The 14,127-nt window shown below is 39.4% G+C and carries 11 protein-coding genes; all 11 read right to left on the bottom strand.

Features of this window, described 5'->3' with window-relative positions; genetic code table 11:
• Positions 1–17: 17 nt before the first annotated feature.
• The 11 genes from MS2017_RS07220 to MS2017_RS07170 all read right to left on the bottom strand — a co-directional run bounded on the left by MS2017_RS07220 (position 18) and on the right by MS2017_RS07170 (position 13,445).
• Complete coding sequence (locus MS2017_RS07220) at positions 18–674, bottom strand: M48 family metallopeptidase (protein ID WP_122951769.1); 657 nt, start codon at positions 672–674, stop codon at positions 18–20.
• Between the two features lie 27 nt (positions 675–701).
• The gene (gene purL / locus MS2017_RS07215; RefSeq protein WP_122952238.1) at positions 702–4,490 is read right to left on the bottom strand and encodes a phosphoribosylformylglycinamidine synthase; all 3,789 of its coding nucleotides are present in this window, start codon (positions 4,488–4,490) and stop codon (positions 702–704) included.
• A 372-nt stretch (positions 4,491–4,862) separates the two neighbouring features.
• Positions 4,863–5,603: a YebC/PmpR family DNA-binding transcriptional regulator gene (locus tag MS2017_RS07210; RefSeq protein WP_071564443.1), complete on the bottom strand. Its 741-nt coding sequence runs from the start codon at positions 5,601–5,603 to the stop codon at positions 4,863–4,865.
• A gap of 2 nt (positions 5,604–5,605) precedes the next feature.
• On the bottom strand, positions 5,606–6,562 hold the full coding sequence (nadA, locus tag MS2017_RS07205; RefSeq protein WP_071564445.1) for a quinolinate synthase NadA: 957 nt from the start codon (positions 6,560–6,562) through the stop codon (positions 5,606–5,608).
• Entirely contained in the window at positions 6,556–7,116 is a 561-nt protein-coding gene (locus MS2017_RS07200; RefSeq protein WP_122951768.1) for a hypothetical protein, read from the bottom strand. The genes nadA and MS2017_RS07200 overlap by 7 nt, the downstream gene beginning before the upstream one ends.
• Positions 7,116–8,405 (bottom strand): AAA family ATPase, encoded by a 1,290-nt coding sequence (locus MS2017_RS07195; RefSeq protein ID WP_122951767.1) that lies wholly within the window; start codon positions 8,403–8,405, stop codon positions 7,116–7,118. The genes MS2017_RS07200 and MS2017_RS07195 overlap by 1 nt, the downstream gene beginning before the upstream one ends.
• Positions 8,406–8,453: 48 nt before the next feature.
• The gene (aspS, locus tag MS2017_RS07190) at positions 8,454–10,202 is read right to left on the bottom strand and encodes an aspartate--tRNA ligase (protein WP_122951766.1); all 1,749 of its coding nucleotides are present in this window, start codon (positions 10,200–10,202) and stop codon (positions 8,454–8,456) included.
• A 2-nt stretch (positions 10,203–10,204) separates the two neighbouring features.
• Positions 10,205–10,816: a DUF502 domain-containing protein gene (locus MS2017_RS07185; protein ID WP_306821998.1), complete on the bottom strand. Its 612-nt coding sequence runs from the start codon at positions 10,814–10,816 to the stop codon at positions 10,205–10,207.
• Between the two features lie 28 nt (positions 10,817–10,844).
• Positions 10,845–11,624, bottom strand: a complete 780-nt coding sequence (map, locus tag MS2017_RS07180) for a type I methionyl aminopeptidase (RefSeq protein ID WP_122951765.1) — start codon at positions 11,622–11,624, stop codon at positions 10,845–10,847.
• The gene (locus tag MS2017_RS07175; RefSeq protein ID WP_122952237.1) at positions 11,614–12,642 is read right to left on the bottom strand and encodes a M48 family metalloprotease; all 1,029 of its coding nucleotides are present in this window, start codon (positions 12,640–12,642) and stop codon (positions 11,614–11,616) included. Before MS2017_RS07175 ends, map begins: the two co-directional genes overlap by 11 nt.
• Before the next feature lie 194 nt (positions 12,643–12,836).
• Complete coding sequence (locus MS2017_RS07170) at positions 12,837–13,445, bottom strand: LemA family protein (RefSeq protein ID WP_071564453.1); 609 nt, start codon at positions 13,443–13,445, stop codon at positions 12,837–12,839.
• Positions 13,446–14,127: the final 682 nt, after the last annotated feature.

Below are 14,127 nucleotides of genomic sequence, written 5' to 3'. Positions count from 1 at the left end.
TTTACCAATATCTTTATTTATAAATTGTGTAGTTGTTGACCGTTGTCTTTGAGCCAAATATCCGTTTGTTTGCGTGTGGATATCATGCTGTCTAGCAGTTGATAAAAATCTTTGCTATGATTTTTGTGCTTTATGTGTGCCAATTCGTGGGCAATGACTGCTTCAATTACTGATATTGGTGCCATGATCAACAAATAATTAAGATTGATATTGTTGCTGGCACTGCATGAGCCCCAGCGGGTTTTTTGTGCCTTAAAGCGCACTTTTTGGTAATTTAATGTGTATTTTTCAGCCAGTTGATTCAGGATTGGCACAGCGGTTTCGATAAATTCTTTCTTGTAAAACCAGTGAAAGGCGTTATAACCATCATATTGATGGTTAAATTGAAACGATTGCCCGTTAAAGGTGAGCGGATCACCTGATTCAACATATTGCAAAGGGTATGATTTCCCTAAAAATAAATACTTATTGCCATTTTCATAATTTTGTTTAGGTGGTATTTTTCTTGTTATTTCTGCTTGTTTTTCCTGAATCCATTTTTGTTTTTCATTGACGAAATCCTCAATTTTTTTAATACTGAGACGCATCGGCGCACGCACTAATAGTTGGGCATTTTTATCAATTTGCAAGGATAAAGTTTTGCGTTTTGAGCGAATGAGTTGATAGGATTGCATCTGTAAAGAGGTGGGCGTTACAGATTCTTAATCTACCCAAGCCCTTGCATTTTCAAACATCCGCATCCAAGGGCTGCGTTCTTCCCACTCTTTTGGATGGTGAGAGTTTTGTACCGCTCTAATAACGCGTTCTGGATGTGGCATCATAATGGTTACCCTACCAGAGTCGTTAGTAACACCAGCCACTGCATTGTCCGAGCCATTGGGATTGTGTGGATAGTTTTGCGTTGGGTTGGCGTTATGGTCAACATATTGTAAGGCGATATTGTTGTTTTGATTGCCCGTAAAAATGGCGCGACCTTCTCCGTGAGCAAGTGCAATTGGCATGATAGAATCCTGCATATCGTTTAAAAAGAGGGAATGGCTGGCACCGATTTTCACCGAAGAGAAGCGGGCTTCAAATTGTTCGGAGGTATTGCGTTTAAAAGTGGGGAAATCTTGACTACCAGGAATGATGGCTGTTAGATTAGACATCATTTGACAACCGTTACAAATGCCTAGGGCAAAACTGTTGGTGCGATTAAAGAAAGTTTCAAATTCATCTTTGGTGCGTGGATTGTAAAGAATGGAACTGGCCCAACCGCGCCCAGCACCCAGCACATCGCCATACGAAAAACCACCGCAAGCGACTAAACCGCTAAAAGCAGAAAGCGAGAGGCGACCCGCTAAAATATCGCTCATGTGGACATCAATTGCTTCAAAACCTGCTTTGTCAAAGGCGGCTGCCATTTCAATTTGACCATTTACCCCTTGTTCACGCAGAATGGCAACTTTTGGGCGTTGGGTTAAAATTGCTGGGGCTTGGTTTATGTCAAATGAGGGGTGTATTTGCAATCCTGCTGTTGCTTGTCCGATTAAATCAAATTCTTGTTTGGCGCATTCAGGGTTGTCTCTCAGTTTGGCGATTTCGTAAGAAGTCTTGCTCCACAGTTGTTGCAGGATGCTGCGTTGTTCGCTGAAATTGCCAATATTAATGGTATCGGTATGGTTGATATTGGCAATGATGCGAGTGCAGTTTGCGAGTCCTGCTTGAGCCAGTGCATTTTCTACTGCCACCTTGTTGTTATTTGCTACTTGAATAACACAGCCCAATTCTTCATTAAACAGTGCATTGATAGCATCTTCAAAAATGTCCAAACCACAATGTGTGGTAAATGCCATTTCTAGTAGGGTGGTAATAACGCCACCATCACTGCGGTCGTGGTAAGCACTAATGAGTCCATCCTTGTTGAGTTGATTGATGGTGGTAAAGAAATTTTTAAACAAAGTGGCATCATCAAGATTTGGCGCTATATTGCCAATTTGGTTATAAACTTGCGCCAAACACGAACCACCCATACGGTTTTTGCCCAATCCTAGATCAATGAGTAGCAATTCACTGTCAATTGTCGTGTCTAACAAAGGGGTAATTTGTGTACGCACATCAGGGGTTTTGGAGAAGGCGGTAATAATGAGCGATAATGGGGCGGTAACAGATTTGTCTTTGCCGTTTTCCGTCCAAGCACTTTTCATGCTCATTGAATCTTTACCCACAGGTACTGTTAAGCCTAATTCTGGACACAAATCCATGCCTACTGCTCGAACTGCCTCAAATAATTTGGCATCTTCGCCAGTATGGCCACTGGCACTCATCCAGTTAGCACTAAGGCTAATGTGATGAATATCGGCAACAAAACCACCCAACATATTGGTCAACGCTTCACCAATCGTCATTCTGGCAGCAGCATTGGCATCGCACAACGCCAAAGGTGTGCGCTCGCCCAAAGACATAATTTCCCCTTGATAGCCCTCATAATCTGCCAGTGAAATCGCACAATCTGCCACTGGAACTTGCCATGGGCCAACACATTGATCGCGCGCCACCATGCCTGTTATGCTTCTGTCGCCAATGGTAATTAAGAAATTTTTGCTGGCAACGGTTGGCAGTTGTAAAATTCTTGTAATTGCCTCATCCAGTTGAATGGCACTGGTATCTAAGGCGTTTAAATGAAGCGGTTGTGTGTGTGCATCAATTGTGGTTTTTGGTGGATTGCCAAGTAATACCGCCATCGGCATTGCAATGGGATCGTTGTCAAACAAAGTATCGCTTAAAATCAATTCTTGCGCCTTGGTAGATTCGCCTAATACCGCAAAGGGCGCACGCTCTCGCTGACAAAGTTTGCTGAATAAATCAAGACTTTCGGCGCTAATTGCCAGTACATAACGCTCTTGAGACTCGTTACACCAAATTTCCAATGGCGACATTTGTTTGTCATCATTGGGAATATTGCGCAGTTTAAATCGCCCCCCTTTGCCTGCATCATTCACCAATTCAGGCAAGCCATTTGACAAACCACCAGCGCCAATATCGTGAATGGAGATAATGGGGTTTTTATCACCCAAATTGGCACAACGGTCGATCACTTCTTGCGCACGGCGCTCCATTTCTGGATTGGCTCGTTGCACCGAGGCAAAATCCAAATCTTCATGTTGTTCGCCACTATTGATAGACGATGCCGCACCACCACCCAAGCCAATCAACATTGCTGGACCGCCCAAAACGATAATCAAACTACCCACAGGAATATTGCCTTTTTCAATATGTTGTTCTTGAATATGCCCCAATCCACCCGCCAGCATAATCGGCTTGTGATAGCCTCGCACATCGCCATCAGGGGCTTGTTGTTCATAAGTTCTAAAATAACCTAAGATATTGGGGCGACCAAATTCATTGTTAAACGCCGCCGCTCCAATCGGACCTTCAAGCATAATATCTAACGCTGAAACAATTTGATTAGGCTTGCCATAATCAACTTCCCATGGTTGTAACGCTTGGTTAATTTTAAGATTAGACACACTAAATCCACACAAGCCCACCTTAGGTTTTGACCCCCGACCCGTTGCTCCTTCATCACGAATCTCCCCTCCAGAACCCGTTGCCGCCCCCGGATGCGGTGCGATAGCAGTAGGGTGGTTGTGCGTTTCCACCTTCATTAAAATCGCCCTATGCTCCATCGAACTAACATAACGCCCTTGGTCATCCGCATAAAAGCGCTTACCCTTATAGCCTGCCATTACCGCTGAATTGTCTGAATAAACACTCAACAACCCCTCAGGGTGCTGATGGTAAGTATTGCGAATCATTGAAAACAAGCTCTTCGCTTGTGCCACACCGTCAATTGTCCAATCGGCATTAAAAATCTTATGCCGACAATGTTCAGAATTTGCCTGTGCAAACATCATTAATTCCACATCAGTCGGATTACGCTGTAATTTGTTAAAACTGTCCAGCAAATACGCAATTTCACCCGCAGACAACGCCAAACCTAAAGTAGCGTTCGCATGCTCTAACGCCGATTTTCCCTCCGCCAAAATATCTATTTGCTTAAAAGGCTGTGGCACAAAATCATCAAAAATACTGTGTGCCGCATCAATTGACACCAGTTCAGACTCCGTCATTTTGTCCATAATAATTGACAAAACAGCCTTTTTATCTGTGATTTCCCCCTCAAAATGATAAACAATCCCCCGCTCAATGCGCTTAACTTTTTCCAATCCACACAAATGCAAAATATCACTGGCTTTAGATGACCAAGGCGAAATCGTGCCAAGCCGTGGTATGACAATAATTTGCGTCTCATTCACTTCTGTAAATGGTGCTTCATAACTTAAAAGTTCCGACAAAACCTCTCTCTCAGTTGCCGTCAGTGTATGTGTACAATCTGCAAAATGCACAAATTCTGCACCACTGAGTTTAATGTTTAAAGTGGCAAGTTTTTTGTTTAACCCTTCTTGCTTGAAACCACTGAGTGCCTGAATGTTTTTAATTGTTTTAATCATTATTGTGTTTTTTATTAATTAAAATATTTTTGTTCATTTTAATAGAGACCTTTGCGTAAATATGGATGATTAGCAAAATTCAATTTTTGCCAATTTGGTGAAAAGTGAATTCCTAATGATTGTTCATATTTATGCAAAAGCCTCTCATAGAGTGAATTAACCTAAAAAATGACTTCAGTAATTGCAATAATGCCACTGAAAAATACCATTTTTTCTCTTCTGATTCCAATTTATACAGATAACTTTATCCTAAAAATACTGGTTTTTTGTTGGATTATTTAGCGTTTTTGGTTGCTTCAATTTATCTCAGTCTTTGTTGGTAATTGCTTGGATTTTTTCGTCCCCAACATCTCGTGTAAAGATTCTAACTTACAATTGCGCCATTACTTCATCGGAAATATCTGCATTGTGATACACTTCCTGCGTATCGTCTAAGTCTTCTAAGCGGTCGATGAGTTTCATGAATTTTTCTGCATCGCCGAGATTGAGTTCTACACGATTGTCAGGTTCCATAGTCACTTCAGCGTGGCTGGGTTCATGTCCAGCATTGGTGAGTGCGTCTTTTACGGTGAAAAAATCTTCGGGTTCGGTAACGACATCAATCGAGCCATCGTCATTGCTAATAATGTCTTGTGCACCTGCTTCCAATGCCACTTCCATAATTTGATCTTCATCGCCTGAGGCAAAACTGATAAAACCTTGTTTGTTAAACAAATAAGCCACTGAGCCATCTGTGCCTAAATTGCCCCCGTGTTTAGAAAAAGCATGGCGCACATCTGCCACAGTGCGATTGCGATTATCCGTTAAAGTGTCCACCATAATAGCCGTGCCACCTAGGCCGTAACCTTCGTAACGCACTTCGTCATAATTTTCACCATCAAGGTCGCCACTGCCTCGTTTAACGGCACTTTCGATGGTGTCGCGTTTCATGTTTGCTGCTAAGGCTTTGTCAATCACCATTCTAAGAGAAGGGTTGTTTTCAATCACACCGCCACCTGCTTTAGCGGCGATGACAATTTCCTTAATTAGTTTGGTAAAAATTTTGCCTCGTTTAGCGTCCTGCGCACCTTTTCGATGTTGAATATTGTGCCATTTACTGTGTCCTGCCATGTTTATTTCTCCGTGAAGTCTAACAATTTTTGTATTGAATATTGTGCTTGTTGTGCAATATTTTTGTCAATTTTAATTTCATTTTGTGGGTTGTTTAAAGTTTCTAACAATTTTTCTAATGTATTCATTGCCATCCACTCACAATGCGCACAACTTTCGCAATCCGCACCTGTACCCATGGTAGGCGCTTCAATTAATTTTTTGTGCGGCGCTACCTCGTGCATTTTGTGAAAAATACCGTTGTCTGTTGCCACAATAAAAGTTTGTTCCTCTCTGTTTTTAACGGCATTAATCAGTGCAGTAGTTGAGCCAACTACGGTGGCTAATTCCACCACCGCTTGTGGCGATTCTGGGTGTACCAAAGTGGCAGCCTCAGGGTGTTGCTTTTGTAAAGCAATTAAAGCATCCGCCTTAAAACGCTCGTGCACCACGCAAGAACCTTGCCAAAGTAACATATCCGCACCTGTTTCATTGTTGACATAGTTGCCCAAATGTTTGTCAGGCGCCCAAAGAATTTTCTCCCCTTGCTGATGCAAATGTTTAACCACACTCAGTGCACTACCCGAAGTAACCACCCAATCCGCACGCGCCTTAACCTCGGCAGAAGTGTTGGCATAAACCACAACTGTTCTATCAGCATGCTGATCACAAAACGCTGAAAATTCAGCAATCGGACAATCCTCATCTAACGAACAAGTCGCTTTATCATCAAGTACCAAAACAGTTTTTTCAGGCGACAGGATTTTTGCCGTCTCCCCCATAAACTTAACCCCTGCCACAATAATAGTATCAGCCACACAATTCCGCCCAAATCGTGCCATCTCCAAACTATCAGAAACAATCCCTCCCGTCTCCTCCGCCAAAGTTTGCAAATCGCCACTAACATAATAGTGTGCGACCAATACGGCGTTTTTTTGTTTTAGAAGTTGTTTGATTTGGGTTATCATTGAAGTTAGCATGGTAAAGTTGGGTTTATTTTTTCTATAAATTCTTTTCTGAAAAAATCGACATCGTTGGTAAGGATATCGTCAAAATATTTGCCTTTGCCTTTATACTGCTCTAAATCGAACTGAGCAATGCGCTTATATTCAGTTCTATAGCGTATTTCCCTCCACTTTGTTTCTTTTTTTTCTAACTCACTTTCGTTAAAACCTTTATGCACAACACAAAAAATAAGTTGGTAATCCGTAAGCTGCAAACCTAATTCTATAAAAATCTCTGATAAAACTTTATATCCATCTTCAAGTTTTTTCTTGATTACTCCAGAGTCAACTCTTTTTTTGAATGAGTTTTTGAATTCTACACAATATACCTTATTTCCTTTAAAGATAAGTGTATCAGGTGAGGCAGGGGTGCACTTAGGGTTTCTTGCTTTAACAATCTCATCAAAATTATAAGATTTATATGTTGTGTTTTGGCATAAATATTCGTCATTGTCTGAGTCGTAACTCAATGTCTTGAGGTCTGTCAAACAATCTTGATACTTAGTTCGAAATTTAGTTTCTGCACTCATTATAATTTTTCTGCATCCATTTTATCAAAAACAGAAAATGGCTCCGAAAGTTTAGCCACTGTTTTTGATAAAGTTTTGTTGTTATTTTCTGATTTAATCATAGCCTCTTCGGCTAAATAAAAGTTTGCCCCTACTTTGTATTTTTCGCTGTATCTTTCTAATGCCTCAATCATATACGGGCTATGTGTTGTTACAAGAACACTAATATTATTTTCAACTAAAAGCACAATAATTTCGGCATATTTTAGTTGCCATTTAGGGTGCAAATGTACTTCAGGTTCATCTAATACAACCAATGTTCTTTCATCTAAAAAATTAGCCGATAACAACATTTGCAATATACCGAACGACTTAATTCCGCTAGCCACATTAATAATGTTGTGACTTTCTTCGCCTTTGAAATATATAAATTCGTCACGCTCTTTAACGAATTTTATTTCTCCATTTATAATTCCAGTGATTTTTTCATATAATTGATTGTCTTTTAGATTAAGAAATAAACCTTCTTCATAGGCAGAATTCTTAAGTTTTGCATCCAAATCTTTAACATGGAAGGCAATATTGGCTCTACCTAGTGAGCGTAAACGACTTTGTTTATCTTGTGAATCGAAGAGTGATTTTGAATTTTGGATTGATTCGTTAAAGTTAAGTATCATTGGCGTTTCAATGATGACACTGTCGTTAAAATATAAATCATCTTGTAAATCAAATTCAGACACATGATTTTGGTGAAGTTCTATATTTAAAATGCAATTATTCCCTTCGGTGATTTTTATACTAGAGGTTTTAGTTTTATTGCTGGAAATTACCCCCTTAAACTCTGAATAAGCAACTTTATTAAAGGCTCTTTTAATGGCGGATTTTTTATCGTAGTCTCGCCTGACAACATCTTGCAGATTGGTAAATAATTCTTCGATTCTATCGTTGTAAATATTTTTTTCTTTTAGGTACTCAATTCTGCTTTTTATCGCTTCAATACCATTGTCATTTACTTCATCTATGAAATAGTGCGGATGAAACATTTTTTTTAATTGTTCATATTCGTGCTTGTTACCCCTAAATATAACTATTCTAATGGAAAAATAAATTCTCTCTACTGCTTTTTCAATATCACTCTCTTTGCTTTCTTCTAGCTCATCTTCATATCTTCCAATTGCTTTGGTAATGGAAAACATTAATTTACCAACAGTGCTTTTTCCGCTATCATTTTCACCAGCGATAACGGTTAGACCCGATAATTCAATATCTGCTTCTTTAATAACGCCAATATTTTTTATGGTTAGTTTCATTGCACTTCAAGGATAAATAATTTAATTTTAAGTGTTTTTTTGTGTTTGTTAGTCTTTTTCAGGCAAACTTATTTTAACACCCAATTCTCTTAACACCTTGTTTGGGACGCTGGCAGGGGCGTTGGTGAGTAAGCAGGCGGCGGTTTGGGTTTTGGGGAAGGCGATGACATCACGGATGGAATCGCTGCCGGTCATAATCATAACCAGACGGTCTAAGCCGAATGCCATACCACCGTGAGGGGGGCAGCCGTATTCAAGTGCATTGAGTAAAAAGCCGAATTTGTCTTGTGCTTCTTCGTCGCTAATGCCTAATAATTTTAATACGGTTTGCTGCATTGCAACTTGGTGAATACGAATGGATCCACCACCGACTTCGGAGCCGTTAATGACCAAATCGTAAGCACGAGATAGGGCGGTAGTGGCAGTGGATTCTAGGGTTTTGGCATCAACGCTGGGTGCGGTAAATGGGTGGTGGATGGCACTCAAAGAGCCGTCATCATTGGCATCAAACATAGGGAAATCGACTACCCAAATTGGTGCCCATTTGCAGGTATATAGATCTAAATCTTTGGCGATTTTTTCACGCAAGTTGCCTAGGGCTTCGTTGACGATTTTAATTTTGTCGGCACCAAAGAAAATAATGTCGCCTGTTTTTGCATCGACTTTATTGATGATATTTTGGGTTACTTCTGTGCCTAGGAATTTAAGAATAGGGGAGACAGGCCCTTCTTCGTTCATCTTAATATATGCCAAGCCTTTGGCGCCATAAATACTGACGAATTTGGTGTAATTGTCGATTTGTTTGCGTGAAATGTTGCTACCGCCAGTAATTTTCATGGCTGCTACACGAGAATTTGGGTTTTTAGCAGGTTCGGCAAAAACTTTAAATTCGATGTTTTCAAGTAACTCATCAATGCCGATAATTTCAAGTGGAATACGCATATCGGGACGGTCAACGCCGTACTTATCCAAAGCATTGGCGTAAGTAATGGTGGGGAATTTATCACCTAAATCGACATCAATAACTGACTTAAACAGTCCACGAGTCAGTGCCTCCATCAGTGCCATAATTTCGTCTTCATTCATGAACGAAGTTTCAACATCAAGTTGGGTAAATTCTGGTTGGCGGTCGGCACGCAAATCCTCGTCTCTAAAGCATTTTACGATTTGGTAATAGCGCTCAAAACCTGACATCATTAATAATTGCTTAAATAATTGTGGCGATTGTGGCAAAGCGAAAAATTCACCTGGGTAAGTGCGTGAAGGCACCAAATAATCGCGTGCGCCTTCGGGGGTTGCTTTGGTTAAAAATGGGGTTTCAATGTCTAAGAAATCATGCTTTTCCATGAAATCACGCATAAAGTGTGTAACTTTTGAGCGTAAGCGCATGCGTTGTTGCATGACATTGGTGCGTAAATCTAAGAAGCGATATTTGAGGCGCACTTCTTCTGAAGTATCTACAGCATCAATTTGAAAAGGTACCGGTTTAGAGGCGTTCAGAATTTCAATGGTGTCGGCAACGATTTCAATCTCGCCTGTTGCAAGTTTTTGGTTAATAAGATTGTCATCTCTGGCAATAACTTTGCCGCTAATTTTTAATACAAACTCGTTGCGAATGGTTTCAGCTAAAGTAAAATTTTTGTTATCTGGATTAATGACAACTTGCACAATGCCTCGTTTGTCACGCACATCCAAGAAAATCACGCCACCATGGTCACGGCGACGGTTTGTCCAGCCGAAAATTTCGACGGTTTGGTCAATATGTTCTTTGTTTAATTCACCACAATATGTTCTCATTTTTAGTCCTTTTTAATGTTGTTTGGCGTTACTACGCCGGTAGAAATAATCAGTTTAAATGCGTCATCGACATGCATATCCAATTCAATAACCTCTTTTTTGGGTAGCATGATAAAAAATCCAGAGGTTGGGTTGGGTGTCGTTGGTACATAAATATTGACAATATCTTTGCCAATTTTTTGTTCAATTTCACCATGATAATCCCCTGTTTGAAAGGCGATTGTCCACATGCCTTTGCGTGGGTATTCGACCAACAATGCTTTTTTAAAGCTATTGCTAGACGGGCTTAGTACCGTGTCTGATAATTGTTTTAAGGCGTTGTAAATCCCACGAAAACCTGGAATTTTATTTAACAATCCATCCCACAGTTGCAACACTTTGCGCCCAATAAAATTGTTTACCAATACACCTGTAACAAGCATAATCATTAAGATTAAAATAATGCCAGAGCCGGGGACGATGTTACTAAATTCCAGCAATTCCTTGGGTAGGTATTGCTCAGGTATTATGCCATCGACAAATTCTAAAAAGAATTTGATAAGAACGATGCTTAACCCTAATGGAATCCAAAAAAGCAAGCCAGCGATAAAATAGTTGCTGAGTTTTTTCAACACTTGTATAGCGATATTTGCAAATAGAATATCATTTTAAACTTTCTTCCTCTCTAAGTGTTAGGATTTCACAGCCGTCTTTTGTGACCAAAATTGTGTGCTCCCATTGGGCAGAAAGTGAACGGTCTTTTGTGGTTACCGTCCAACCGTCTAGTTTAGAAGTGGTAACTTCAAAACTACCGAGATTAATCATTGGCTCAATGGTAAAGGTCATGCCCGCTTCAAGAATAGGGCTAATGTTAGATTCTCCATTATCATAATGCACCACTTGTGGCTCAGCATGAAATATACTACCGATGCCATGCCCACAATAATCACGCACAACGGCACAATTATTTTTGATTGCATGTGCGCCAATTGCCTTACCAACTTCGCCCAAATGAACACCGGGTTTAACCTTTTCAATGCCAATATATAAACATTCTTGTGCGATACGGCAAATGCGCTGCGCTTTGACGCTGGATTTGCCGATAATGAACATTTTGGAAGTGTCGCCGTGATAACCGTCTTTAATAACAGTAATATCAATATTGATAATATCGCCTTTTTTTAGTATTTTTTCATTGGGAATACCATGACACACGGTGTTATTGACGCTAGTGCAAATTGATTTTGGAAACCCGTGGTAATTGAGTGGTGCAGGAATGGCGTCTTGAACATTGACAATATAGTCATGGCAGATTTTGTCTAATTCTCCAGTGCTAACACCTGATTTAACATAAGGTGCAATCATATCCAGCACAGCAGCTGCCAAATGACCGGCAGTGCGCATTTTTTCTATTTCAATAGTAGATTTAATATCAATTGGCATGTGTTTTTTTATTTTGAATTCTAGCGATGCGTTCTTTAAGCGGTGGGTGTGTAGCAAATAACTCACCACCAATGCCAAACATCATGGCATGAGCGTATTCTTTGGCAGAAGGGTTTTCTATTTTACTTGACTTTCCTCCCTTTTCCAGCACCTCAAAGGCTTGCACCAAACCCTCGGGATAGCGTGTAAATTGTACCGCAGAAGCGTCAGCTAAATATTCTCTTTGTCTGCTCATAGCGGCTTGCAAAATTCTACCAAGCCATACAGTGAGTGCGCCAATAATACCAATAATGGCTGCCATAGCAAACATAACCATTTTGGCGCGTCCGTCCATTCTACGGTTATACGCTGCGTTGTAAAAGATGAATCTTGCTAAAAAGAACAGAGCGGTAAAGCCAAAAACAAAAGCAGATATTTGAATATTTAATTTAATATCCTGATTGGTAATGTGTCCTATTTCGTGAGCAATAACACCTGAAAGTTCGTTGCGACTAAAGTTATCCAATGCACCTTGTGTAATAGCAACTATGGCGTTTTCGCTAGATTTTCCAGCGGCAAAAGCATTGATACCTTGTTCTGGGATAAGATACAAACTGGGGGTCGGTATGCTGGCTGCCAAAGCTTGCTCGGTAACAATATTTAAGGCTTGTTTTTGCGCTAAGGAATCCACTGTGTCTTCGGTTAATAGACTGCCACCAAATGCAAGTGCAACCTTATGCCCATTTGATTTTTTGATAAAGCCAAATACTGTGGTTAGACCTTGGACAATAAAGGCAATGGCAGAAAAACCGATTAAAATTTGGATACGGTTTTCGTCAAAAGCATAAGCATTACTAGAAATGAATTTTTGTCCAAAACTATATTGCTCATAACCGGGTTGATAAAGTTCTGCCAAATTCAGCCCGACCGCAAGAGTCCAGCCAATTAGAAAGGAAGAAAGTAACAGCAATAAAAGATACAAAAACCAAATAATTCGGCTGTTTTTTTTAGCACGGTCTTGGTGCTCTCTAAAATCCATATTTAGGGCACCTCCAGAAATCCCAGTGCGATTTAGGGAAATTAGAAAATAGTGCATTTTTTAGCCAAAAATGAGGAGAATAGCCCGCTATTTGATGAATTTTTGGATGAAAAAGGTGCTGTTTTATACTTTTCATAAATTGTATTAGGGTTTTTGGAGGCGCCCTTTATATAAAGCCCTCTATTTAAGGATCGCTATTTAAATAAATCTTTTGGTGCTTCGTTAAGCTCTTGGACGCTTTCGTTAAATTCTAAATTTTGTGCATCGGCACCAAAACCAAACATTCCTGCCAAAACAACATTCGGGAAAGATTTTTTATATTCATTAAACTTTTGCACCAAATCGTTATAACCTTGACGAGCGCTAGCGATGCGATTTTCTGTTGAAGTTAATTCTTCTGACAACTGCATCATATTTTCACTGGCTTTTAACTCTGGATAATCTTCCATTTTTAAGTTAAACCCACCCATTGCCCCTTCTAACGCTACCTGTGAACTTGCTAGTGTTGCCATTGCATTGGCATCAGTTGGATTATTTTCAGCCGCTTGCGTAGCTTGTAGTAAGCCAGACCTTGCTTGTGTTACTGCCATCAATGTTTCTTTTTCATGCTCCATGTACTTTTTGGCTGCATCGACCAAATTACCAATCAAATCCAAGCGTCGTTTAAGTTGTACTGAAATTTGCTCAAAACCATTTTGATACTGTGTTTTATAAGACACCAAATTGTTATAAATTTTAACCACCCAAATAACCAAAATTCCAACAATTGTAATTAACAACCAGTTTTGTATTATGAAATCCATATCTAACTCCTTTGAAAAAGAAACAATTGTTGCAAATTATACTAGACTTCTTTGTCTAAACAACTCAAACTATATTTCAGTAATTCTAGATAATAATCTAAATTTTTTCACCCCAAGTAAGCTAAACGAGTGTGCAATAAGGAAATGGGTATTCAAATCAATGTCAAACTAAAAAATCAAAAAAAACTTTCTTTAAAGAGGGTGTTAGATTATTCAAGATCATTGCATAAATGATGAATAATCATTAAAAATCTACTTTTCGTTCACTTGGTAATTTTTCCAACAACACACAGCAGCCCCTAGGAGGGTAAACCCAGTCGTAGTGAGTGGTTTGTAACCGATCCTCTCTTGCCAGAACAAGGTTTAAAAAAGTTAATACTAGATAGTAATCCTCTAAAGAAGGGTAAAAATTGAATTTTGCCAGCCGCTCATATTTATGCAAAATCCTCAATTAAAAAAACATTAATAAAGTTACATTTCAAATCAAATTCTTGTAGTATAATCCTAATTTTTCACATAGAAATTTTTGTATAAACATAAATAATTTGGCAAAATTCAACCCTTGTCAACTTAATAATTTTTTTAAACCTTACCCTAAAAAAGTCAAGTTAAAGTTTAAAAAAATCACCAAGTGAGTTAAAAGTAAGTTTTAATAATTATTTAATATTTTATGCAAAAGTCT

It is taken from the genome of Bathymodiolus thermophilus thioautotrophic gill symbiont, from assembly GCF_003711265.1.
Taxonomy (GTDB): Bacteria; Pseudomonadota; Gammaproteobacteria; order PS1; family Pseudothioglobaceae; genus Thiodubiliella.
This window is presented reverse-complemented; position numbering and strand designations above follow the sequence as displayed.